At 55.8% G+C, this 22928-nt stretch carries 20 protein-coding genes and 3 tRNA genes; 10 read left to right on the top strand and 13 right to left on the bottom strand.

Going from position 1 to position 22928, the window contains the following annotated elements:
• Positions 1 to 10: 10 nt before the first annotated feature.
• From ABY734_RS03985 to ABY734_RS03975, 3 genes are read left to right on the top strand one after another with little or no spacing between them, the layout of a single operon-like run.
• Complete coding sequence (locus ABY734_RS03985; RefSeq protein WP_372777682.1) at positions 11 to 856, top strand: ABC transporter ATP-binding protein; 846 nt, start codon at positions 11 to 13, stop codon at positions 854 to 856.
• Between the two features lie 14 nt (positions 857 to 870).
• A complete protein-coding gene (locus tag ABY734_RS03980) occupies positions 871 to 2139 on the top strand; it encodes a CmpA/NrtA family ABC transporter substrate-binding protein (protein ID WP_372777681.1) in 1269 nt (422 codons plus the stop codon).
• Positions 2123 to 2590 (top strand): hypothetical protein, encoded by a 468-nt coding sequence (locus ABY734_RS03975; RefSeq protein ID WP_372777680.1) that lies wholly within the window; start codon positions 2123 to 2125, stop codon positions 2588 to 2590. The genes ABY734_RS03980 and ABY734_RS03975 overlap by 17 nt, the downstream gene beginning before the upstream one ends.
• 18 nt (positions 2591 to 2608) lie before the next feature.
• Here ABY734_RS03975 and ABY734_RS03970 read toward each other — a convergent pair whose 3' ends face one another.
• Positions 2609 to 3235: a tRNA-(ms[2]io[6]A)-hydroxylase gene (locus ABY734_RS03970; protein WP_372777678.1), complete on the bottom strand. Its 627-nt coding sequence runs from the start codon at positions 3233 to 3235 to the stop codon at positions 2609 to 2611.
• A 52-nt stretch (positions 3236 to 3287) separates the two neighbouring features.
• Complete coding sequence (locus ABY734_RS03965; RefSeq protein ID WP_372777676.1) at positions 3288 to 3731, bottom strand: DUF1289 domain-containing protein; 444 nt, start codon at positions 3729 to 3731, stop codon at positions 3288 to 3290.
• 248 nt (positions 3732 to 3979) lie between these two features.
• Between ABY734_RS03965 and acnB the strand changes: the two genes are divergently transcribed.
• Entirely contained in the window at positions 3980 to 6592 is a 2613-nt protein-coding gene (gene acnB, locus ABY734_RS03960; RefSeq protein ID WP_372777675.1) for a bifunctional aconitate hydratase 2/2-methylisocitrate dehydratase, read from the top strand.
• A gap of 92 nt (positions 6593 to 6684) precedes the next feature.
• Here acnB and ABY734_RS03955 read toward each other — a convergent pair whose 3' ends face one another.
• The gene (locus ABY734_RS03955; RefSeq protein WP_372777674.1) at positions 6685 to 7413 is read right to left on the bottom strand and encodes a ParA family protein; all 729 of its coding nucleotides are present in this window, start codon (positions 7411 to 7413) and stop codon (positions 6685 to 6687) included.
• 187 nt (positions 7414 to 7600) lie between these two features.
• On the opposite strand from ABY734_RS03955, the gene ABY734_RS03950 reads away from it, so the two are divergent.
• Positions 7601 to 8779, top strand: a complete 1179-nt coding sequence (locus ABY734_RS03950; protein ID WP_372777673.1) for a cation:proton antiporter — start codon at positions 7601 to 7603, stop codon at positions 8777 to 8779.
• Between the two features lie 19 nt (positions 8780 to 8798).
• On the opposite strand, the gene ABY734_RS03945 is transcribed toward ABY734_RS03950, so the two are convergent.
• The 3 genes from ABY734_RS03945 to ABY734_RS03935 form a co-directional block, all read right to left on the bottom strand.
• The gene (locus tag ABY734_RS03945) at positions 8799 to 9431 is read right to left on the bottom strand and encodes a YceI family protein (RefSeq protein ID WP_372777672.1); all 633 of its coding nucleotides are present in this window, start codon (positions 9429 to 9431) and stop codon (positions 8799 to 8801) included.
• Positions 9432 to 9529: 98 nt separating this feature from the next.
• Positions 9530 to 10459 (bottom strand): electron transfer flavoprotein subunit alpha/FixB family protein, encoded by a 930-nt coding sequence (locus ABY734_RS03940; RefSeq protein ID WP_372777670.1) that lies wholly within the window; start codon positions 10457 to 10459, stop codon positions 9530 to 9532.
• Positions 10456 to 11208, bottom strand: a complete 753-nt coding sequence (locus tag ABY734_RS03935; protein WP_372777669.1) for an electron transfer flavoprotein subunit beta/FixA family protein — start codon at positions 11206 to 11208, stop codon at positions 10456 to 10458. The genes ABY734_RS03940 and ABY734_RS03935 overlap by 4 nt, the downstream gene beginning before the upstream one ends.
• A gap of 392 nt (positions 11209 to 11600) precedes the next feature.
• Here ABY734_RS03935 and ABY734_RS03930 point away from each other — a divergent pair, with 392 nt between their 5' ends.
• Positions 11601 to 13256, top strand: coding sequence for an electron transfer flavoprotein-ubiquinone oxidoreductase (locus ABY734_RS03930; RefSeq protein ID WP_372777668.1), 1656 nt, complete (start codon positions 11601 to 11603; stop codon positions 13254 to 13256).
• 139 nt (positions 13257 to 13395) lie between these two features.
• Here the strand turns inward: ABY734_RS03930 and ABY734_RS03925 are convergent, their stop codons facing one another.
• From ABY734_RS03925 to ABY734_RS03905, 5 genes are all read right to left on the bottom strand, one after another.
• Positions 13396 to 15042, bottom strand: coding sequence for a ShlB/FhaC/HecB family hemolysin secretion/activation protein (locus ABY734_RS03925; protein WP_372777667.1), 1647 nt, complete (start codon positions 15040 to 15042; stop codon positions 13396 to 13398).
• Positions 15043 to 15125: 83 nt separating this feature from the next.
• Positions 15126 to 16223 (bottom strand): OmpA family protein, encoded by a 1098-nt coding sequence (locus ABY734_RS03920; protein ID WP_372777666.1) that lies wholly within the window; start codon positions 16221 to 16223, stop codon positions 15126 to 15128.
• 188 nt (positions 16224 to 16411) lie between these two features.
• Positions 16412 to 16487 (bottom strand) — tRNA-His (locus ABY734_RS03915).
• A gap of 24 nt (positions 16488 to 16511) precedes the next feature.
• Positions 16512 to 16588, bottom strand: a tRNA-Arg gene (locus ABY734_RS03910).
• 33 nt (positions 16589 to 16621) lie between these two features.
• Positions 16622 to 16698 (bottom strand) — tRNA-Pro (locus tag ABY734_RS03905).
• Between the two features lie 225 nt (positions 16699 to 16923).
• Between ABY734_RS03905 and folD the strand changes: the two genes are divergently transcribed.
• From folD to ABY734_RS03885, 4 genes are read left to right on the top strand one after another with little or no spacing between them, the layout of a single operon-like run.
• Positions 16924 to 17778, top strand: coding sequence for a bifunctional methylenetetrahydrofolate dehydrogenase/methenyltetrahydrofolate cyclohydrolase FolD (folD, locus tag ABY734_RS03900; RefSeq protein ID WP_372777665.1), 855 nt, complete (start codon positions 16924 to 16926; stop codon positions 17776 to 17778).
• The gene (locus ABY734_RS03895; RefSeq protein ID WP_372777663.1) at positions 17778 to 18401 is read left to right on the top strand and encodes a lysophospholipid acyltransferase family protein; all 624 of its coding nucleotides are present in this window, start codon (positions 17778 to 17780) and stop codon (positions 18399 to 18401) included. Before folD ends, ABY734_RS03895 begins: the two co-directional genes overlap by 1 nt.
• 1 nt (position 18402) lies before the next feature.
• Positions 18403 to 18744 carry a VanZ family protein gene (locus ABY734_RS03890; protein ID WP_372777662.1) on the top strand — a complete coding sequence of 114 codons (342 nt, stop codon included), beginning with the start codon at positions 18403 to 18405 and terminating at the stop codon, positions 18742 to 18744.
• Positions 18745 to 18783: 39 nt separating this feature from the next.
• Positions 18784 to 19845 carry a diguanylate cyclase domain-containing protein gene (locus ABY734_RS03885; RefSeq protein WP_372777661.1) on the top strand — a complete coding sequence of 354 codons (1062 nt, stop codon included), beginning with the start codon at positions 18784 to 18786 and terminating at the stop codon, positions 19843 to 19845.
• Positions 19846 to 19848: 3 nt separating this feature from the next.
• Here ABY734_RS03885 and cysS read toward each other — a convergent pair whose 3' ends face one another.
• Complete coding sequence (gene cysS / locus ABY734_RS03880) at positions 19849 to 21228, bottom strand: cysteine--tRNA ligase (protein WP_372777660.1); 1380 nt, start codon at positions 21226 to 21228, stop codon at positions 19849 to 19851.
• Between the two features lie 2 nt (positions 21229 to 21230).
• Complete coding sequence (locus tag ABY734_RS03875; protein WP_372777659.1) at positions 21231 to 22913, bottom strand: glutamine--tRNA ligase/YqeY domain fusion protein; 1683 nt, start codon at positions 22911 to 22913, stop codon at positions 21231 to 21233.
• Between the last annotated feature and the right edge of the window lie 15 nt (positions 22914 to 22928).

The raw sequence follows: 22928 nt of genomic DNA, 5'->3' as shown, positions 1-22928 counted from the left end.
GGAGAACCCCATGAACCCCTATGTTGATCTGTCACATCTGACCATGGAATTTCCGACGCCAAAGGGCCCGTTCTGCGCGCTGGATAAAGTAGATTTGAAAATCCAGAAAGGCGAATTCATTTCCCTCATTGGCCATTCGGGCTGCGGCAAATCCACCGTCCTGAATATTATTGCCGGCCTGTATCAAGCGACCAAAGGCGCGGTGGTATTGGAAGGAAAAGAGGTCAATGAACCAGGGCCTGAGCGTGCGGTAGTGTTTCAGAACCACTCACTGTTTCCCTGGCTGACCGCTTACGAGAACATCGAAATTGCCGTCAAACAGGTGTTCAAAGGGAAAAAGAGCAAAGCCGAAATGCGCGAGTGGGTCCTGCACAATTTGGCACTGGCGCATATGGATCACGCCGCACACAAATACCCCTCGGAGCTGTCCGGCGGGATGAAGCAGCGTATTGGTATCGCTCGTGCACTGGCAATGGAACCGAAAGTCCTGCTGATGGATGAACCCTTTGGTGCGTTGGACGCCCTGACCCGTGCTCACCTGCAGGACTCGCTGATGGAAATCCAGAACGAGCTCAATAACACAGTGGTGATGATCACTCATGATGTCGACGAAGCTGTGCTGCTCTCCGACCGTATTGTCATGATGACGAATGGGCCAGCGGCGACCATCGGCGACATCCTGGCTATCGAACTTGAGCGTCCGCGTGATCGCCTGTCACTGGCCAGCGATGCCCAGTACAACGAATACCGGGCGGCGGTGTTGCGCTTTCTCCATCAACGGCACTCAAATCCCGCCCAGAAAAAAAGTGCTAAACCGTCGGCTGCTCCGACCAATGCCGTTGATCAGGCAGCATGATGGGCAGACCGGTGATGTCAGTAGAAAAAACAGACGTCAAATTGGGCCATATCCCGCTAACAGACTGCGCGCCGTTTGCGGTGGCCAAAGAGAAAGGCTTTTTCGACGAGCAGGGTTTGAACGTATCGCTCAGCCGAGAACACTCTTGGGCAAGCATTCGCGATAAAGTCGGGCTCGGCGTACTCGATGGCGCGCAGATGCTGGCCAGCATGCCGGTCGCCGCTCGATTGGGTGTGGCCGGTCCAAGGCTGGATATGGTGACCGGCTTTGTTTTGGACCTCAACGGCAACGCCATCACCCTCAGCAAACGTCTGTATTCCGCCGTGGTCGCGACGGATCCGGACGCCGGCTTTTCGCCCCTGGCCGCAAGCAAGGCGCTGAACCTGGTCATTCGCGCGAACGCCCAGAACAAACGACCGAAACTCCGCTTCGGAGTGGTTTTTCCAGTCTCAACCCAAAACTACGAGCTGCGCTACTGGCTGGGCTGCGGTGGCACCAATCCCGACTTAGATGTCGAGATAGTCGTTATTCCGCCGCCGGATATGGTGGATCACCTTAAATCCGGGGATATCGACGGCTATTGCGTGGGCGAGCCCTGGAATACCGTTGCGGTGCGTGCTGGACTGGGCCACGTTGTCGCCACCAAGTATGAACTTTGGAATAACAGTCCGGAAAAAGTCTTTGCGGTGTCACGAAGCTGGTCAGAGACTTACCCGGGCACGCACCGCGCGATCATACGCGCGCTGATGAAAGCCTGCGCCTGGCTCGACCAGAGTGAAAACCGCTTGGTTGCCGCGGAGATACTCACCAAGTGCGGTTATATTGATCAGGAACTGGAAACCGTTGCGCTTTCCCTGTGTGGTATCCACCAGCGACATCCAGATCGCCCCCCCGAAGATGCACCGGATTTTCACGTATTCAACCGCTACAGCGCGAATTTCCCCTGGCTGAATCAGGCCGAGTGGTTTATCGCCGAGATGTACCGCTGGGGCCAATTGAAAAACCCGGTGAGCATCAGCTGCATTGCTGAAGAGGTGTATTTGCCGGAACTCTATCGCGAGGTTGCCGCCGAGCTGGGCGTACCCTGCCCTGCAATCAATCGCAAAACTGAAGGAAACCTGAGCCCGCAGATGCTGCAAAACTTTACTCCCCACCTGGGGCCCAATCAGTTTATTGACGGCAAACGTTTCGATGTAGGCAAGGTCTTACGTTACCTGGAACAACACGAGCTCAGTCAAGCCAATATCTCCGAGTTAAGGCAACGCAATGAAACCGTCAGTTAACGCCGCCCCCCTTCGCGCCCTGTTGATCGGCGTCAACTCGACGCGATCAGAGAAACTGTTGCCACTGCTGGAAAACCTCGGTATCGACCTGCTGCCGAAAGAGCACGCCCGCCCCGACCTTTATCAATTACTGCAAGTGCAGCAACCGGACCTGATATTTGTGGATGTAAACTCCCCGGCCCGGGATACGTTGGAGCATGTCGTATCCTCTGACCCTAACCTGCCCCAACCTGTGGTAAATGCCGATGGAGATTTACGAATCAGCTTGCGTCGACTTGCGGGAGACATCGATATCAGTCTTTACGTCAGAAATACGGTGTCCCCCGCCCTGCTCCAGGCACTGATCGATATCACTATCAGCCACTGCCACAGTTTTGACGTGGTGCGTCACGAAATTGCGCTGTTACAGGCACACGAGAACACAGAATTGATTCGCGAGGCGATCCACTGAGCAGGAGGCGCCCAGCAGTTAATGTGGCGCCCCCGAATGAAAGCGAAACTCTCTGTCTGGCGCCAGAATAAGCTCGGCTTCTTTCTCTGCGAAAAAGTCGATTCTGGCATCGACGTCGCTGGCGTCAACACCCGCTTCTTTGGCGTATTGGCGCGCCAGTTTTAAGTAGTCCATAAAGTGACGGGATTCAGAGCGCAATAGTGAGGTGTAAAAGTCGGCAAGCTCCGCGTCGAGCAGCGGCGCCAATTGATCAAAACGCTCGCAGGAGCGAGCTTCGATAAACGCACCAACAATCAGCACATCAATCAGCTTGCCGGGTTCAGAAGTGCGCATAAACTCACGCAGCCCACCGGCATAGCGCGCCGAGCTGAGCTGTATGTAGTCGATATTGCGCTTTTGCATAATCGCCAGAACCTGTTCAAAGTGACGCAATTCCTCGCGCGCCAGCTTTGACATGCGCTGCAGCAGATCGGGCTTGTCCACGTAGCGGTACATCAGATTGAGTGCTGTAGATGCTGCTTTCTTCTCGCAATTAGCATGATCAATCAACAAGATAGACTGATTATCTAAAGCAGATTCAAGCCACGACTGTGGCGTTGCACAGGCGAGAAAATCTTTAACAGGCTGGATATCAACGGTCTTCATGAAGAGGCTACAACAGCACGCAGAAACGGCGCGCAAGTATAACAGACAGGCCTCAAACCACGACCTTCATATAGCGATCGTAATGAGCTTCTGAAAGAATGTAGAACTCCCGGTCGATCATATCCCTGAGTTGAGTCAGCGGCACATCCCGATATTGGGCGTCAATATCCAGACCAAACTCCGCCGGATCTACGATTTGTGTGGCACCGGCTTTTAACAAGGTAAAAGCCCAGATTTCGGGCCGTTTGTGGGCCTTATAACGAATCTGTTGCGTTTGCAGCTGCCATTCCAACAGAGCGGCATCCACAATCTGAAGTTTATTCGCAACAACCTGTGACAGAAATTCGTCCAGTCGTCGGTCAACCGCCTGTTTCTGTTCCTCGCTGTAGCCGTTCCAGTCGATAACCTCGTGGGCAAAACGCTTACAGCCCCGGCAGACGGCGTCGCCCAGTGCCGTTGAACATACGCCAATACAAGGGGTGGTAACGCGAGGCATTGTGCTCTGGCGCGCAGAGGATGGACTCACCACGGGAGAATCTCCGGTTTATTCACAGCAGAAACGGCGGCTATAACGGTAACTGTAGTCGCCCAGAGTGACAAGTCCTGCCTTTGCCTCTTAGCGAACTGGTTGATTTACAGTATAATTGCGCACCTTTCGACGTCGATGATGGGCATCGATAGCCCCGGCAGCTGGCGATCCCGGCTGCTTTTGGGTACCGAAATTGCGACCAGAGGAGCTTAACTGTGCTTGAAGCCTACCGCGAACACGTTGCTGAGCGTGCTGCACTGGGTATCCCCCCGAAACCCCTTAACCCCGAGCAAGTCGCCGCCTTGGTGGAACTGCTGAAAAACCCGCCGGCGGGTGAAGAAGCCACTCTGGTGGAACTGATTTCCGAGCGCGTACCGCCGGGTGTTGACGAAGCTGCCTACGTAAAAGCCGGCTTTCTTTCCGCCATTGTCAAAGGCGAAGCCAGCTCTCCCCTGATAGATCGCTCCAAGGCCGTTACTCTGCTGGGCAACATGCACGGTGGCTACAACATCGTCACCCTGGTTGAACTGCTCGATGACAGTGAACTGGCCGCCCAGGCCGCCGAGGAACTCAAGCACACCTTGCTGATGTTTGACGCCTTCCACGACGTGGAAGAAAAAGCCAAAGCCGGCAACGAGTACGCTAAGGCCGTTATGCAGAGCTGGGCCGACGGCGAGTGGTTTACCAAGCGCGACAAGGTGGCTGAGTCCATCAAGGTTGCCATCTTCAAGGTAACTGGCGAAACCAACACCGACGATCTGTCCCCTGCCCCCGATGCCTGGAGCCGTCCGGACATCCCTCTGCACGCGCTGGCCATGTACAAAATGAAGCGCGACGGCCTTGAGCCCGAAGAGCCCGGCGTTCGCGGCCCAATGGCTCAAATCAAGGAAATCCAGGACAAGGGCCTGCCGGTTGCCTTCGTCGGCGATGTGGTCGGTACCGGTTCATCGCGCAAATCTGCCACCAACTCCGTTCTGTGGTTCTTCGGCGACGAAATGCCCGGCACTCCGAACAAGAAATCCGGCGGTATCTGTATCGGCAACAAAGTCGCTCCGATTTTCTACAACACTATGGAAGACGCCGGCGCACTGGTCTTTGAAGCCCCCGTTGACGACCTGAACATGGGCGACATCGTTGAAATCCGCCCCTACGACGGCAAGATCCTGAACGAAGCCGGCGAGACCATCTCCGAGTTTGAGCTGAAGTCCGACGTGCTGCTGGACGAAGTGCAGGCTGGCGGCCGCATCAACCTGATCATCGGTCGCGGTCTGACCACCAAGGCCCGCGAATCACTGGGTCTTCCGGAAACTGACCTGTTCCGCAAACCGGAAGCACCCGCGGAAAGCACCAAGGGCTACACCCTGGCTCAGAAGATGGTCGGCAAGGCCTGCGGCGTGGAAGGTATTCGCCCCGGCACTTACTGCGAGCCGCGCATGACCACGGTCGGCTCCCAGGACACTACCGGTCCGATGACCCGCGACGAACTGAAAGATCTGGCCTGCCTCGGCTTCTCTGCCGATCTGACCATGCAGTCTTTCTGTCACACGGCGGCATACCCCAAGCCTGTAGACATCGACACCCAGCATACCCTGCCTGACTTCATCATGACCCGCGGTGGTGTTTCCCTGCGCCCCGGTGACGGCATCATCCACAGCTGGCTGAACCGCATGCTGCTGCCTGACACCGTCGGCACCGGTGGCGACTCTCACACCCGCTTCCCGATGGGTATTTCCTTCCCGGCCGGTTCTGGCCTGGTCGCTTTTGCTGCAGCCACCGGCGTTATGCCGCTGGATATGCCCGAGTCCGTTCTGGTTCGCTTCAAAGGCAAAATGCAGCCGGGTATCACCCTGCGCGACCTGGTTCACGCGATTCCCTACTACGCCATTCAGGAAGGCCTCCTGACCGTCGAGAAAAAAGGCAAGAAGAACATCTTCTCTGGCCGCATTCTCGAAATCGAGGGTCTGGACCACCTGACCGCCGAGCAGGCTTTTGAGCTGTCTGATGCCTCCGCCGAGCGCTCTGCTGCCGGTTGCACCATTAAGCTGAGCGAAGAGTCGGTTGCCGAATACCTGCGCTCCAACATCACCCTGCTGCGCTGGATGATCAGCGAAGGCTACGGCGACAAGCGCACCCTGGAGCGCCGCGCCAAGAAGATGGAAGAATGGTTGGCCAACCCCGAGCTGATGGAAGCGGATAAAGACGCCGAATACGCAGCCGTAATTGAAATCGATCTGGCCGACGTGACCGAGCCCGTTGTCTGCTGCCCGAATGATCCGGACGATGCCAAGAAACTGTCCGAAGTGGCTGGCGACAAGGTTGACGAAATCTTTATCGGTTCGTGCATGACCAACATCGGTCACTTCCGCGCTGCCGGTAAACTGCTCGACGCCCACAAAGGCGGTATAACAACCCGCATGTGGCTGTCGCCGCCCACCAAGATGGACGAGCACACCCTCATGGAAGAAGGCTACTACAACATCTTCGGACGCGCCGGTGCACGTATGGAAATGCCGGGCTGTTCACTGTGCATGGGTAACCAGGCACGTGTGGCACCGGGCAGCACTGTACTGTCGACTTCGACCCGCAACTTCCCCAACCGTCTCGGTGATGGCGCCAATGTGTACCTGACCTCAGCGGAGCTGGCTGCGGTGGGTGCGATCCTCGGCAAACTGCCCACACCGGAAGAGTATCTGCAGTTCGCTGAAAAGCTGGATTCCATGTCCAGTGAAATCTACCGCTACATGAACTTTGACCAGATTGCAGAGTTCCAGAAAGGTGCCGAGGAAGGCGCCCGCATTGCAGCCGTGGAGATCCAGGAAGTCGCCTAAGCGGCTTATTGGCAAGCGATAAAAAATGCCCGCTTATGCGGGCATTTTTTTGTCTGACATTTACTGCCTACGAACCAGGCTGCAAGATAGCGCTACTGCGCTCCCTCTTTCATCAACCACGCCAGCAACTCCCGCCAATCTTCCTGATCGCGCTGGTAGCTCTTGTGAGCAGGAAAGTCGCCGATGCCTTTGCCGTCGACGAAGGCCGATACGTAATTCTGCGTGTCTCGCAGGGTTGCGGGATAGGGAATGTTCAAACTGGTGAGAAATTTTTGCAGTCGCCCCCAGGCTTTTGCCTGTTTTTTCACGCGGTTCGCAACTACCGCTACGGGGCGTCGCTCACGCCGCATAATCGGCGTCAGCAGTAACTCGCTGATAAAGCGGGCACTCGCACGAATATCGATATCCGAAGCAAGTACAGGAATAATCAGCACATCGTGATCAGCTACCATGTCATTAAGATCAGCGCCGCCAAGACCAGGCGGTGAGTCGGTAATCAACCACTGAGTAGAGCGTGGAGCTCGCCATTGAAAGCTTCGCGTAGTCGCGCTGTTATTCTCCAGGCGCACTCCGTGAACCTCGGGCAAACTCGAATTTCTGGATTTCACCCACTGATGCGCAGAGGCCTGAGGGTCAGCATCAATTAGCGTCGTACCCTCACCCCGAGCGGCCAACCAGGCCGCCAGGTTAGTTGCCACCGTGGTCTTGCCGGCGCCGCCTTTACTGTTGATCACCAGAATGCGGCACGCGTCCAGCTGGCGAATGGATACCAGAGTGTCTGAGGGGATACTGGAACGTGTTGTGCTGGGGCTTGCAGTCATATGCGGGCTGTAATGGTCGAGACTCCGACTTCGACACAATGGGCCGTCGATAGTATCAGTTCAGTCAGCTAAAGGTTAGAGCCCCAGCACTACAAGTGACATTCTCGCCGTGGCGCGGGCTTGCTGATACCGGAGCAAAAGCTGCGAAGGCTAGCCGAATCCCGTATGATCAAAACTGGTTTGCTGAGTGGGGTTTTCACAGGTGAGTGGCATTACCACGTCTTTTTTCCTGATTTTTGCCGGTGCAGCCGTTGTGGCTTCGCTTGCCCTCTACACCCGCCAACCTCTGATTATTGCCTACATCGTTCTCGGCGCGGTGATTGGCCCCTATGGTGTTGAATGGGTCACTGACCTGAAGCTACTGGCCGATATTGCCGACGTTGGCATCCTCTTCCTGCTGTTTCTGCTGGGGCTGGATATGCAGCCCCGCGCCTTGATCGATACCATTCAGAAATCCACCGTGGTCGCCCTGCTCTCTTCTCTGGCCTTCGCCGCAATGGGCATCGGTATTGCCTCGCTGTTCGGTTTCAACCTCGTTGAGAGCCTGGTCATCGGCGCAGCGATGATGTTTTCCAGCACGATCATCGGCATCAAGTTACTTCCAACAACGGTTCTGCACCACAAACACACCGGAGAGCTGATGATTGGCCTGCTACTGCTGCAGGACTTGATCGCCATTTTTGTACTGTTATTGCTGATGTCGCTGGGCCTGGGGGAATTCAGCCTGGCCAGTTTCAGCCTGACCCTGCTGTCACTGCCCTTGCTGGTAGCAGCCGCCTTTGCCGCGGTGCGCTGGGTGGTATTGCCCTTGCTGCGCCGCTTTGACCGCTTTCATGAGTATATCTTTCTTGTCGCCTTGGGCTGGTGTCTCGGGCTTGCGGAGGCGGGTCACGCGCTGGGGCTGTCGGCGGAAATCGGCGCGTTTCTGGCAGGGATCAGCCTGGCAACCAGCCCGATTTCCCAATACATCGCGGTAAACCTGAAGCCGCTGCGCGATTTTTTCCTGATACTGTTTTTCTTTTCGCTGGGCGCGCGTTTCGATCTGGGACTGATTGGTGAAGTTCTGCTGCCGGCGATGGTACTGGCGACAACGATGCTGTGCCTGAAACCGGTGATTTTTCGCTACCTGCTGCACGGTCTCAGTGAGCGCAATTCACTGGCCTGGGACCTGGGCTTCAGACTTGGGCAAGTCAGCGAATTCTCCCTGCTGATCGCTTACATGGCAGCAGGGTCTGCCATCATTGGCCGCGAGGCGTCTCACCTGATACAGGCGACAACCATAATCACTTTTGTGGTGTCGTCCTATATCATCATACTGAACTACCCGACGCCCATTGCTATTGCTGACAGGTTACGCCGGGATTAGCAGTTGCCGCTGAAAAGACCTAGAACGGCAGAACGTTTTTCAGTGGCGAGTCCTCCTCGGAATCGTCACCACCCTCTTCAGCTTCCTTTTCCCGGAATACGGCGGTGAACGTAACTGGAACCGCACGGGTAATAGAGCTCAGTCCGGCAATTTCCTGCAGTTTGTCGACCCCGGCGCCCAGGCCAAAATCCGCTATACTGATAAACACCGGCTCTACGGTAAACACACTGAAGGCTCCGCCCGTTCCCTTCACAATCCGCACCAACAATTCCAGCGGCTTCTTGTTGCCGTGCAGATCCAGCTCACCTTTCAGGCGCCGCTGCTGGATCTCGCCTATGGCCATGTCGCGAATATTAGCGATATCCACGGTCGTGCTATACACCGCATTCGGGAATTGACCTACCTGAAACAGGTGTTCCTTCATGCGTTTATCGCGGATATCAATGCGGGTATCGACACTGGCGAGATCAATGGTAATCAAGGCGTTGCCCTGGTCGTCGACTTCACCGGACAGTGTAGTGAAGCGATGCAACTCAGCTACCGTGTTGTTTTTGATGCTGCCAAAATTCAGCTGGGAGACTTCCTTGTCCAGCAGCAGATCAGCTGAAGCCAGTGGACTGATCAGTAGCAACGGTACAAGCCATTTTTTCATTTTGTAACTCCGTGACGTGCGTTAGACGATCCAATGGGTGAAATCCTAGCATAAAAAAACCCGGCACTTGGCCGGGTTTTTGTGAGGCAGATCGCTGATTACAGCGCAGCGTCCAGTTCCGGTACCGCGTCGAACAGGTCAGCGACCAGCCCGTAGTCAGCAACCTGGAAGATTGGCGCGTCTTCGTCCTTGTTGATGGCAACAATGACTTTACTGTCTTTCATACCGGCCAAGTGCTGGATGGCGCCGGAGATACCGACCGCAATGTAGAGGTCGGGAGCAACGATTTTGCCGGTCTGACCGACCTGCATGTCGTTCGGCACAAAGCCTGCATCAACAGCCGCACGCGAAGCACCAACCGCCGCGCCCAGTTTGTCGGCAACTTTGTATAACATTTCAAAGTTGTCGCCATTCTGCATGCCGCGACCACCGGATACCACAATGCTGGCAGCCGTCAGATCAGGACGATCGCTTTCGGCAATCTCTTCCTTCACAAACTCGGATTTACCGGCATCCTTGGCCAGATCAACTGCTTCAACCGCAGCGGAACCGCCTTCTGCAGCAACACCGTCAAATGAGGTAGTACGCACTGTCAGCACTTTGATGGCATCTTCAGATTGCACAGTGGCAATCACGTTGCCTGCGTAGATGGGGCGTTTGAAGGTATCAGCACTTTCCACTGACATGATCTCGGAGATCTGCGATACATCCAGCAGCGCCGCAACACGCGGCATGAAGTTTTTGCCGGTAGTGGTCGCAGCCGCCAGGATATGGCTGTAGTCCTTGCCCAGCTCTGCAACGAGATCGCCCAGGTTTTCCGCCAGCTGATGGCCGTAGGCCGCATTGTCAGCAACCAGAACCTTGGCTACGCCGTCGATTTTGGCGGCCGCTTCACCGGCTGCGCTGCAGCCTTCACCGGCGACCAGAACGGCGATATCGCCGCCAATAGCTTGTGCGGCTGCAACCGTGCTCAGCGTGGCGCCCTTGATTTCTGTATTGTCGTGTTCAGCAACTACCAGAATACTCATGAGATCACCTTCGCTTCGTTCTTCAGTTTGTCTACCAGCTCAGCAACGGATTCAACCTTGATACCAGCCTGACGCTCAACCGGCGGCTCAACTTTCAGGGTTTTCACACGCGGCGCAACATCAACACCCAGCTCGTCAGGCGTCAGCGTATCAAGCGGCTTTTTCTTGGCCTTCATGATGTTCGGCAGCGAAGCGTAGCGAGGCTCGTTCAGACGCAGGTCGGTAGTCACAACCGCCGGCAGGCTCAGTTTGACGGTCTGTAGACCACCGTCGATTTCGCGGGTCACGCTGACAGATTCTCCGTCAATCGCTACCTCAGAGGCGAAAGTGCCCTGGCCCATGCCAGCCAATGCAGCCAGCATTTGACCGGTCTGGTTGTTGTCGCCGTCGATGGACTGCTTGCCCAGGATAACCAGTTGTGGCTGCTCCTTGTCGACAACAGCTTTCAGCAGTTTGGCTACGGCCAGCGGCTGCAGCTCTTCGTCGGATTCAACCAGAATGCCGCGATCGGCACCCAGCGCCAGCGCAGTACGGATCTGCTCCTGGCAGTTTTTGGCGCCCAGAGAGACCGCTACCACTTCAGTAGCTACACCTTTTTCTTTCAGGCGCACTGCTTCTTCAACAGCGATCTCGCAGAAAGGGTTAATGGACATTTTAACGTTGTTCAGGTCAGGACCAGAGCCATCGGACTTGGGTCTAACCTTGACGTTGTAGTCAACGACACGTTTGACAGCGACAAGAACCTTCATGGATTCCCCATTTTCTGTTCATCAAGGTGAAAAAGTGATGCCAAGAGCCCGAAAGGCCAGCTGACACCCCGTAAAAATCGGGGGGTATCTTGACGTTTCTCGCCAGTAAGGTCAATAAAACACAAGCATTTAGCGGATTTATAACCTTTATTCGAGCGGTCTCCGGGACAAATTTCCGGCGCCCCGCGCCAAAACCGCACAAATTGCCTAAACTGTTGACCTGTTTGGACTATTTCCCATTGGCTGACAATCTTATGCTTGGGGAGGCAGGCCCTCCAGAGATACGGGAGCGGTAGCGTTTTTATGGCTCAGTCAGTATACTCTGCGGCCTTCCAAATGCAGCTTTCCCTTTGATTTGGCTGTGTTTACTGATTCAGAAGAGGAGTTCAATCGTGGAACGCGAATCAATGGAATTTGACGTACTGATCGTAGGTGCAGGCCCCGCAGGTCTCTCCGCTGCCTGCAAGATCCGCCAATTGAGTGAGAGTACCGGCAAAGACATCAGCGTTTGCGTGGTTGAAAAAGGCTCCGAGGTCGGCGCCCATATCCTCTCAGGTGCCGTTTTCGAGCCCACCGCCCTGAACGAGCTCTTCCCCGACTGGAAAGAGAAAGGCGCGCCGTTGCACACCGAAGTCACAGGCGACGATATTTACTACATGACCAGTGACGAAAAGGCCATCAAGGTGCCTGGCTTTGCGGTTCCCAAGACCATGCACAACGAAGGCAACTACATCATCAGCCTGGGCAACCTGTGCCGCTGGCTGGCTGAGCAGGCCGAAGGCATGGGCGCCGAAATCTACCCCGGTTTTGCCGCCGCTGAAGTACTGTACAACGAAGACGGCAGTGTCAAAGGCATCGCGACCGGTGATATGGGCATTGCGGCCGATGGTTCCCAGAAAGATTCTTACATGCCCGGTATGGAGCTCCACGCCAAGTACACGCTCTTTTCCGAGGGCTGTCGGGGCCATCTCGGCAAGCAGCTGATTGAGAAGTTCAACCTGGCTGAGGGCAAAGATCCCCAGCACTACGGCATCGGCATCAAAGAACTGTGGAAGATCAAGCCTGAGAAGCACTCTCAGGGCAAAGTGGTCCACTCCACCGGCTGGCCCCTGTCCGAGAATGGCGCCTTTGGCGGCGGCTTCCTCTACCATATCGAAGACGATCAGGTTGCCCTGGGTCTGATTACCGACCTGTGCTATGACAATCCCTACCTGAGCCCCTTTGAAGAATTTAACCGCTTCAAGACCCACCCGGTGATCAAAGACTTTCTGGAAGGCGGCGAGCGAATTTCCTATGGTGCGCGCGCCATCTCCAAAGGCGGCCTGCAATCCCTGCCAAAAATGACCTTCCCGGGCGGACTGCTGATTGGCTGTGATGCGGGCACCCTGAACTTTGCCAAGATCAAAGGCAGCCACACCGCCATGAAATCCGGCATGCTGGCCGCCGAGGCGGTTCACAAGGCCATTACCGAGCAGGAACGCGCCAGCGACGACCTGACCGAGTACACGGAAGCTTTCAACAGTTCCTGGCTGTACAAGGAACTCTACCAGCAGCGAAACTTTGGCCCGGCCCAGCACAAATGGGGCAACCTGGTTGGTTCGGCCTACTCTTTTGTCGACATCAATATCTTCAATGGCAGCCTGCCCTGGACCTTTGAGGACAAGAAGGCCGACCACGCGGCCATGAAGCCTGCCGCAGAGTCCAAGAAAATCACCTATCCCAAACCCGATGGCAAGATCACCTTTGATCGCCTGGCCTCCGTTTTCCTCTCCAACACCAACCACGAGGAAGACCAGCCCTGCCACCTGACCCTGAAGGATCCGGCCCTGCCGATTCGCGACAATCTGCCCACCTACGACGAGCCCGCCCAGCGTTACTGCCCAGCCGGCGTGTACGAAGTGGTTGAGAATGAGGACGGCAGCAAGCGCTTTCAGATCAACGGTCAGAACTGCGTTCACTGCAAAACCTGTGACATCAAAGATCCGGCGCAGAATATTGTCTGGGTTACTCCTGAGGGCTTTGGCGGTCCCAACTACCCCAATATGTAACACTGCCCGTCACCCGAAAACCGCTGTCCCTTCTCGGGGGCAGCGGTTTTTTTATGCCGGGGATCTATGCATCAACAGGAAGTTTCAGGCATAAAAAAACCGCGGCATAGGCCGCGGTTTTCTTTTCTAAACCAAGAGCTTAGAAGATTAACTTAATGCTGGCAAAGGCATCTGCCTCGGTAGCCTCCAGATAGTCATCGGAGAGATTCTTTTCCGAGAGCGAATTGGCGATTACCAGAGCTATCTCCAGATCATCCTGATAGTTCGCGGTCAGGCGCACGCCGACATCCGAAATCGCGATGGTATCGTTACCGCTACCATTGGCATCTTCGAAGTTGGCATCACCGTACTCCGCAAAAATACCGGCTGTCAGGTTAAAGCTGTCGAGTTTTACCAGCTTGTGATTCAGCGCCAGGCGGGTAAATACACCTGAGTCACCAACCAGCGTGCCCGGCAGGTGCGATGAAATGCTGTTTACACCACCAAGAACCCACTGCTGCTGTTGCGGCAGCTGGTCACTGGCGATTTGGGCAGCAAAGTCAAAATCCACGGTAGTCCGCTTCAGATTGTTCCACTGCGCAGCAATACGCGGGTTGTAAACCAAGAAGTCACCTACCCGCTTGCCAACGGCAACGCCCGTCATGTTTGGCGTGCTCTCCAAGGTACCGCCGTCATCGCTCACACCGCCCTTGGCAGAAAGAGCCAGCGTGTAGTTAAGCATATTCTTGGACTGCAGGCGGTGCTGACGCTGGTATTTGGCGCCGACCTTGAGCGTTGTGTAAACCTCGTCCTGAAGATCATTGCCACCCTCGTCTTCGATCTGAGAGTCAACGGTCTCAATTTCCTGAGTCAGGCTGAAACGGCGATCAATATCGCTACTCAGCACCTGCTCACCGGTCAGGGCGATACGCTGAATTTCCGCATCGAAAACACTGGTTACGGTGGTCGGAGGCGTTGATGCACCCACACAGGAGCCCATAATCACCACACCGGTACAGCCACCAGGTACGGATTCACGGAAGTCCTGCGTATATTCAGCCTGACTGGCTCGAATCCCATACAGGCCGAAGCTGAACGGACGACTCAGGGAAAGGGATATCTGATCGTAGTCGTCGCCCTCGCGAGACTCACCCCACTCTGGAATCGCTGTCTGATAATCCAGTGACATTGAGGTGCCGCCCATGGTGTTATGGGAAAGACCGACATCACCGTAGTAGCGGCCAGCAAAACGGCTGCCTTCGTTGCTGAGTTTCAGGCTCAGATCAGTGCGGTCCGCATCGTCACGCGGCTCGCCGGTAAACACCATGCCAACAACGCCCGGATCGCTCTCGGACACATCGTAGCTGACACTGTAGTCGACACCGGTGCGCTTGGACTTCACATCAGCCATGGCGCGGGCGCGATCAAACTCGCTGCGCTTGAGGTCAGGGTCGCCTTCCAGGCCGTCGAAAAAGCCGGTAATGGCTTCATCACCGCTTACGTCGCCCACTCTCGCCTGAAGGGCGTGAACATAGACCACCGCACCATCGCGCGAATACAGGGTATTCACCAATAAATGGCCTTTGCGGTTGGTCGCCGAGCTGATCAGCAGGATAGCCTGATCCGGCGATTTGGCAGCGCTGAAAATCTTATCGAGCTCGGCGCCGCTCAGCTGGTGGCTACCGGTCACACGGAGCTCAAAACTACCCACTTTGCCAACGTAGGGAGAGGCTGAGCTTGCGAATTCGGAAATCGCACTCGCATTGACTAATGTTGGTGGTACCGCGGGTGGTAAATCGATTGCCATAGTCGTTTCCTAAAGATATCCGTAAATGTTTTTTGTCTGTTTCCCGGTGAAGCCAGAAGCCCTGGTTTCACCGGCGAGACTCATTATTGTGATTCGTCGTAAGTCTCGAGAAAGTCGAGGTATTCTTCTTCATTGAACTCGGAGCTGCTTTCGCTGGCACCTGACTCTTCTGCACCATCCTCGGATTCCTCGGCACTGGTTTCGCTGGCGCCAGCAGAAGCCTCACTCGCCGAGCTGCTTTCCGACTCACTGGATTCTTCATCTGAAGCGCCTTCAGTTCCAGAGGTGAAATCAAGGTACTCGGAAGCGTCAAATCCGCTGTCGGAGTCGCTCTTTTCAGCAGACCCTTCTTCAGCCTGCTCGGCGTCTTCCTCGGCGGCCTCTTCAGCTTCCTCGGCCTCGCGCTCGGCGCGTTCTGCCGCTGCTTTAGCCCGTGCCGCCTCGCGACGGGCCAACTCGGCCTGACGCTCTGCTTCGCGCTCGGCTATTTCTGCCTTGGCGCTGTTGAAGGCTTCCATGTCGAGCACGTTCAACTCAACGCGGCGGTTCTCGAAACGACCTTCCGGATTATCGGTGCCATCGTCAAAGGCATTTGGCGCAACCGGCCGGGCCTCGCCAAAACCGCGGAACACCAGGCGATCGGCTTTGACGCCATTGTCGACGAAGTAATCGTAAACGGCCTTGGCCCGATCGCGAGACAGTCTTTCATTGTAGCTGTCACTGCCTTTGCTGTCGGTGTGACCGTCGATCGATACCAGCAGTTCCGGGTTTTCGTTCAAGACGTTCACGGCCGCATTCAGAATGGAGATCGATTCGGGTCGAAGGGTCGCCTTGTCAAATTCGAAATTAACACCGCGCAATACCCAGGGACGGTCCGCGCTGAGTTCCATTTCATGACAGCCGTTCATGAACACTGGGACGCCTTCGGGCGTATCGGGACATTCGTCTTTACTGTCGCAGACATAATCGCCATCGACATCGTCACAAAACTCCATAGTCTCTTCGAGGCCGATATCGCCACAGGACAGCTTGCCGTCCGCACCGCGACCGGTACAGCTCAAGTCAGGCGTAGGTCCGGTCGCGCCGCCACCGGGCAGACCTAACTGGGCTTGAGACACTAGAGGGGTTGATAAAAACAGCGTGCAAACCAACGCTGTCAAGCCACGGGACAATGTGGTCATTCAGGTTCTCCAGAAGTCAGTATCTTATTTGTCGATGCACACGCGCGGAGCGCTATGCACTTCATTTTGAAAACAATTTACTGCAACTATCCGGAACTATCTACCCTCCGCCGCAAAGAACATGAAGAAATGCCGGAATCACGTCGCAAAGAAGCAACATCGGAGATTGAATAATAAAAGGGGGGAAATGGGGTGGCCGACGGGGCTCGAACCCGCGACAACAGGAATCACAATCCTGGACTCTACCAACTGAGCTACGGCCACCACTGAGGGCTTGTTCTATTGCGGTGGCACGCCCGGCAGGATTCGAACCTGCGACCGACGGCTTAGAAGGCCGTTGCTCTATCCAGCTGAGCTACGGGCGCACGGACCCTCCAAGCGAATATAAAGCGAAGAAGTGGTCGGGGTAGAGAGATTCGAACTCCCGACATCCTGCTCCCAAAGCAGGCGCGCTACCAGACTGCGCTATACCCCGACAAACCAAGCTTTAAATTGCCCCGCAAGAGGAGGTGCGCATAATACGCACCACCCCCCACGGCGTCAATTGCTTTTTACTATCTGATTGTTCTTTTAGACCGGATAAAGCACAGCAATATCCTGCACTTGGCGAAGTTTTACCCAGCCGGAGCGAAAGCTTGGCCAATTCCACCCAAGGTGCGACAATACCGGCCGCAAAAAATTGCCTTGTTAGGGAGATTTCATGTCGGCACGTGTCCTGGACGGAAAAGCTTTGGCCGCCCAATGTGAACAGCAACTCAGCGAGCGGGTTGCCCGGCTCAAGGAGCAATCCGGGGGTAAAATTCCCATTCTCGCCACCATTTTGGTGGGCGATGACCCCGCTTCTGCCACCTATGTGAAAATGAAGGGCAACGCCTGCCGCCGGGTGGGTATGGAGTCCCTCGCAGTAGAGCTCCCCTCCTCCACCAGCACTGAGCAACTGCTGGCCAAAATTGATGAGCTGAACCGCAATCCGGATGTTCACGGCATTCTCCTGCAGCATCCGGTCCCGGAACAGATTGACGAACGCGCCTGTTTCGATGCCATCAGCCTGAACAAAGATGTCGACGGCGTTACCTGCCTCGGTTACGGCCGCATGGCCATGGGCGAAGAGGCTTACGGCTGCGCCACCCCCAAGGGCATTATGCGGCTGTTGAACCACTACCAGATTGATATTGAAGGCAAGCACGCCGTCGTCGTCGGCCGCAGCGCCATACTCGGCAAACCCATGGCTGCGATGCTGCTCGAAGCAAACGCCACCGTAACCATTTGTCACTCACGGACCCGCAACCTTGATCAGCATATCCGGCAGGCGGACATTGTGGTTGGCGCCGTAGGCCGCCCTGAATTTATCAAGGGGGACTGGATCAAAGACGGTGCGGTTGTGGTTGATGCGGGTTATCACCCGGGCGGCGTTGGGGATATCGAATTGTCAGCTATTACCGAGCGGGCGGCAGCCTACACCCCCGTGCCCGGCGGCGTCGGCCCGATGACGATAAACACACTCATCATGCAGAGTGTCGAGTCAGGCGAGCGGGCTATTGCCGGTAACCGTTGATGGCGCGAAGAAAACGGCCATTAACCACATCGCAGAAAGTCGCCCGCAAGATACTGCAAGGCTTCTTTGAGTTCTGCTTTGCCAGCATGTCCAGCCTGCGTTTTTCGGCGTCTATAAGGCCTGAAAAACCCTCAGTCATCGCGGTGTTTCACGATGAAATGGTCGCCGCCACAGGCCTTTTTGCCGGCCAGCCGGTAGCCTCTATCGCATCCCTGAACCACAACGGCTACGCCGTGGCTCAGGTCATCGCGCGCCGCGCCGGTTTTGAGATGGTTTATGGCTCGACCAGCAAGGGTGGGCGCGAAGCCTTCTACGAACTCAACGACGCCCTGTCCCGAGGAAAATCGGTCATCTTTACCGTTGATGGTTCTCGCGGCCCCCGCCATGAAATGAAACCGGGCGCGATTATGCTCGCCAAGAAAAACCGCGTGCCGCTTTATCTGCTGCGCTGCCGCAGCAGCGGATTGCGGCTCCCCACTTGGGACCGATTTCTTATCCCCCTCCCCTTTGCCCGGGTGAGAGTTGAACATCAGCTGATTGATTTCAGCAGCGGCGAGGAAAAAAGAGCGATCAAAGATTTGCTGCCGCATTGCAACGAACAACTGCGCCAAATGGGACAGTAGAATGCTGCCACGGCTGCTTTTCATCGGGTATATCTTGGCGCTGACTGTCGTCTCTCTGACGCCCAGCGAGGGCCTGCCACACATTAGTTACAACGACAAAATCGCACATTTCGCAGCCTATTTTCTGCTTGCCTTGAACGCCTGCGCCCTGGCGTTGCCCACCCGGAAACTGCACAGCCTTTTACTTGGCATCGTACTGTATGGCATAGTCATTGAGGCCTGTCAGGGATTGCTGATTCCCGGGCGCCATGCGTCATTGCTCGACGCGCTTGCAAATACGTTCGGAGTCATCACCGCAATCGCGGTATACCGCTATAGGAAACCCCTTAGTCTCCGTCTGTAACAATATATTTCCCGCAAGGAATCAGCGGAGTAGATCGTAGTGAAACGCGTGAAGGATCTGTCGCACACCGCCACCCGTGATACCGCCGAGGATATCGACGCCAAGCGCTTGCGCTATGTGTTCAACTTGAGCACGTTTGTAGGTGGGCTGGTGCTTTTGCTCTTCGCCTTTCGCCAGCTGGAAAGCCAGGATCAGGTACTCCGCATTTCACTGTTTTTAGCCTCTGCCGGGGTATGGCTCACCTTCATTTACGTTCGCATAACGCAGCGGGTCGATTTGGGCGTGGCGATAGCCAGTGCCCTGGTCGCCGCACTCAGCATTGCGCTGGTATACACCGGCGGGGAAAACAACAGCGGGCTTTTCTGGGTATTCCCCCTGCTGTTTATCCAGTTTATATACCTCGGGGCCAAACGCGGTCTGGCTGTGTCGGTGATGCTGCTGGTGGTTTTCTTGATTATGCTTGGGAATGCCGATGCCATTCCCGCCACCTACGATTCCGCCGAGGTTACTCGGGCCATGGCAGCCCTTATCACACTGATGATTCTGGCTGCAATCAGTGAGTTTTACCGCCACCACAGCCACCTCGCCCTGAGCACCCAGCATACCGACAAAGTCATTGAGGCCGTAACCGACCCGCTAACGGGCCTGACCAACCGGCGCTTTCTCGACAGTTTTTTCTTCCCCGACTGCATGCGTCAGGAAAGTGCTCACTTTCCCCTGACGGTGATTGCCTGCGACATCGATAATTTTAAGTTGATTAACGATCGCTATGGGCACAAGAAAGGCGACGACGTGCTGGTCAGTTTTGCCGCGGCGCTGACCGACAGCCTGAGATCCAGCGACGTTATCAGTCGCGTGGGCGGCGAAGAGTTTCTGATTCTGGTGCAGCGGGCAAACGAAGACAGTGCCAGGGAAATTGCTGAGAAGCTGCGCGCCCGCGTAGAACAGCTGGATATCGAAGGGTTCGTCGAAAAGATTACCGCGAGTTTCGGCGTGGTCGTTGCGCAGCACTACAGCGACCTGCAGGCCGCGATGCTCACTGCCGACCAATATCTCTACCGCGCAAAGAAAGAGGGGCGCAACCGCGTCGTCAGCGGTTAAGTCTTACTCCCGGCGCCACTGAGTTCCCTCACGACTGTCTTCAAGCACCACTCCCTGCGCTTTTAACTGCTCGCGAATTTCATCAGCACGTGCGTAGTTCTTATCCAGTTTCGACTGCTGCCGCTCAGCGATCAGAGTTTCCACCTCGTCGGCGGAAATTCCCGCTTCGCCCGCGCTGTCCTTAAACCAGCTTTCCGGTTTGGCCTGAAGCAGCCCCATAAGCTCGGCGCAGCGCAGCAGCTGGCCTTTTAACGCCGGCTTATCTGCCGCTTCAGCCTTGTTCAGAGCTTTGGCCAGCTGATGCAGCTCGGCAATGGCGATCGGCGTATTCAAATCATCCAGCAGGGCCTTGTAAGCCGGCTGCTCATCCAATGACACGGTCAGATCAGCTTTGATTTCTGCGCAGTCCTTCAGGGCAGTATACAAAGAGTCGAGGCTGGCCTTGGCCTGATCCAGCAGCGCCTTGGAAAAATCCAGTTCAGAGCGATACTGGGCAGAGAGCAGCGCAAAGCGCAGCACCTCGCCCTTGTACTGACCCAGCAAATCGCGCACGGTGCGGAAATTACCCAAGGATTTCGACATCTTCTCGCCGTCGATATTGAGGTAGCCGTTGTGCATCCAGTAGCGAACAAACTCATCGCCGTCCTGGCTGCAGCAACTTTGCGCGCGCTCGTTTTCATGGTGGGGAAAAATCAGATCCCGACCGCCACCGTGAATATCGATTTGATCTCCCAAGTGCGCCTTGATCATCGCGGAGCACTCCAAGTGCCACCCCGGCCGGCCATAACCCCAGGGGCTGTCCCAACCCGGTTCGCCCTCACCGGAGGGCTTCCACAACACAAAGTCGCCGGCGTAGCGTTTGTAAGGCGCAACTTCTACCCGCGCACCTTCAAGCATGTCTTCCAGTGAGCGGTTGGACAGTTTGCCGTAGCCCTCCATGGATTCAACGGCGAACAGCACGTGGCCCTCGGCTTCATAGGCATGGTCACGCTCAATCAACGTAGCAATCATTGCCTGCATTGCATCGACGTTTTCGGTTGCCTTGGGCGTCAGGTCCGGTTTGAGGGTGTTAAGCGACACCATGTCTTCCAGATAGGCCTGAGTGAAACGTTCGGCGACATCGGCAATCGACTCCTGATTGTCCTTAGCAGCCTTCATGATCTTGTCGTCGATATCGGTGATATTCCTCGCGTAAACCACCTCGGGATACTGGGTTTTCAGCAGGCGGTAAAAGGTGTCGAACACCACCGCCGGGCGTGCATTACCAATATGAATAAAGTTGTATACCGTCGGCCCACACACATACATGGTGACCCGCTGGGGGTTAATCGGCTGAAACGCTTCCTTGCTGCGGGTGCGAGTATTGTAAAGTGTTAATGCCATGCCTATGCCTTGTCTGACCAGTTGTCACGCAGACCAATGGTCATATTGAATACCGGGTGTTCCGGGCTGTGGTCAAAACGATCTGCCACAAAATAGCCTTCCCGCTCGAATTGGAAACTGCTTTCCGGCGCCGCATCGGCTAGCTCCGGCTCTATCCAGCACGCTTCCAGAACCGTTTTGCAAGCCGGGTTAATGTGGGCAAGAAAGTCTTCCTCTCCCTTGTCTGGCGAAGGGCTGAGAAACAGTCGGTCGTACTTGCGAATGGTTGCCTTGCGCCCTTCACTCATCGACACCCAGTGAATCACGCCACGAGGTTTAATACCCTCCGGCGGGTTCTCGCCGACAGTGTTTTCCACCAACTCACAAAAAACCACTGTCGGATTGCCATCAGCATCATGCTCAACCCGATTAGCCTTGATCACATAAGCGCCGCGCAGGCGCACATAGTCGCCCAGCACAAGTCGCTTGAATTTCTTACGTGACAGAGAGGTGTCTTCGCTGAAATCCTCCCCATCAATAACCAGCTCTCGAGTAAAGGGCAGCCGCCGCTCGCCCATATCTTCCTTCGGATGCCGGGGAGCGCTGAGATTTTCCACCTCACCTTCGGCAAAATTCTCAATGACCAGCTTCAGCGGGTTCAGCACCGCCATGGCGCGAGGAGCGTGCTTGTCGAGATCGTCACGCACAGCTGATTCAAATTGGGCAATACTGACCACACCGTCTGATTTCGCCACGGGCAAGGCATCGCAGAAATTGCGAATGGCGCGAGCGGTAAAGCCTCGCCGGCGCATGCCGTGAATGGTGGGCATGCGCGGATCATCCCAACCGTCTACATGCCCTTCGTCTACCAAACGTTTTAACTTGCGCTTGCTGGTGACGGTGTAGTCCAGGTTCAGGCGGCCAAATTCGTACTGATGGGGCCGCGAAGGCACCGGCAGATGCTCCAGAAACCAGTCATACAGGGGCCGGTGATCGGCGAACTCCAGCGTGCAGATAGAGTGTGTCACGCCTTCGATGGCATCTTCCTGTCCGTGGGCAAAATCGTAGCTCGGGTAGATGCACCACTTGTCGCCGGTATGGTGATGTGCCTGTTTACGAATTCGGTACAGAATCGGGTCACGCAGGTTCATATTTGGCGAGGCCATATCGATTTTGGCGCGCAGCACCCTGCTGCCCTCGTCAAACTCGCCGTTTTTCATCCGCTCCAGCAAATCGAGATTTTCCTCAACACTGCGCTCGCGAAAAGGACTTGGCCTGCCGGGCTTGGTCGCCCAGCCCCGGTATTCACTCGCCTGCTCAGCACTCAGGTCACACACATAGGCCAAACCCGCGCGAATCAGATGCTGGGCCCACTCGTAGAACTGATCGAAATAATCCGAGGCAAAGCGCACATCGCCGGCCCACTGAAAACCCAACCAGCGCACATCCTCTTTGATTGCATCCACGTACTCCTGCTCTTCCTTGGCGGGATTGGTGTCGTCAAAACGCAGGTTGCAGCGACCGCCGAACTGCTCTGCCAGTCCAAAATTGACGCAAATCGATTTGGCGTGTCCCACGTGCAGATAGCCGTTGGGCTCCGGCGGGAAACGGGTGACAACCTCTTCAGGCTTTAATTTACCGGCGGCGATGTCGGCCGCGATCACGTCGCGAACGAAATTGGTGGCCTGGGTTTCGGGTTTGCTCATGCACTCTTCCAGCAG

Origin of the sequence: Litorivivens sp. (genome assembly GCF_041624475.1) — a bacterium.
Taxonomy (GTDB): domain Bacteria; phylum Pseudomonadota; class Gammaproteobacteria; order Pseudomonadales; family Spongiibacteraceae; genus Litorivivens.
This window is presented reverse-complemented; position numbering and strand designations above follow the sequence as displayed.

Excerpts from the sequence above, each read along its gene's own strand:
- cysS (WP_372777660.1), bottom strand. The coding sequence starts at position 21,228 with ATGGCATTAACACTTTACAATACTCGCACCCGCAGCAAGGAAGCGTTT.
- ABY734_RS03875 (WP_372777659.1), bottom strand. The coding sequence starts at position 22,913 with ATGAGCAAACCCGAAACCCAGGCCACCAATTTCGTTCGCGACGTGATC.
- ABY734_RS03975 (WP_372777680.1), top strand. The coding sequence starts at position 2,123 with ATGAAACCGTCAGTTAACGCCGCCCCCCTTCGCGCCCTGTTGATCGGC.
- ABY734_RS03970 (WP_372777678.1), bottom strand. The coding sequence starts at position 3,235 with ATGAAGACCGTTGATATCCAGCCTGTTAAAGATTTTCTCGCCTGTGCA.
- ABY734_RS03980 (WP_372777681.1), top strand. The coding sequence starts at position 871 with ATGTCAGTAGAAAAAACAGACGTCAAATTGGGCCATATCCCGCTAACA.
- ABY734_RS03935 (WP_372777669.1), bottom strand. The coding sequence starts at position 11,208 with ATGAAGGTTCTTGTCGCTGTCAAACGTGTCGTTGACTACAACGTCAAG.
- ABY734_RS03985 (WP_372777682.1), top strand. The coding sequence starts at position 11 with ATGAACCCCTATGTTGATCTGTCACATCTGACCATGGAATTTCCGACG.
- ABY734_RS03940 (WP_372777670.1), bottom strand. The coding sequence starts at position 10,459 with ATGAGTATTCTGGTAGTTGCTGAACACGACAATACAGAAATCAAGGGC.
- ABY734_RS03895 (WP_372777663.1), top strand. The coding sequence starts at position 17,778 with ATGGCGCGAAGAAAACGGCCATTAACCACATCGCAGAAAGTCGCCCGC.
- ABY734_RS03925 (WP_372777667.1), bottom strand. The coding sequence starts at position 15,042 with ATGGCAATCGATTTACCACCCGCGGTACCACCAACATTAGTCAATGCG.
- ABY734_RS03965 (WP_372777676.1), bottom strand. The coding sequence starts at position 3,731 with ATGCCTCGCGTTACCACCCCTTGTATTGGCGTATGTTCAACGGCACTG.
- ABY734_RS03955 (WP_372777674.1), bottom strand. The coding sequence starts at position 7,413 with ATGACTGCAAGCCCCAGCACAACACGTTCCAGTATCCCCTCAGACACT.
- folD (WP_372777665.1), top strand. The coding sequence starts at position 16,924 with ATGTCGGCACGTGTCCTGGACGGAAAAGCTTTGGCCGCCCAATGTGAA.
- ABY734_RS03920 (WP_372777666.1), bottom strand. The coding sequence starts at position 16,223 with ATGACCACATTGTCCCGTGGCTTGACAGCGTTGGTTTGCACGCTGTTT.
- ABY734_RS03945 (WP_372777672.1), bottom strand. The coding sequence starts at position 9,431 with ATGAAAAAATGGCTTGTACCGTTGCTACTGATCAGTCCACTGGCTTCA.
- ABY734_RS03890 (WP_372777662.1), top strand. The coding sequence starts at position 18,403 with ATGCTGCCACGGCTGCTTTTCATCGGGTATATCTTGGCGCTGACTGTC.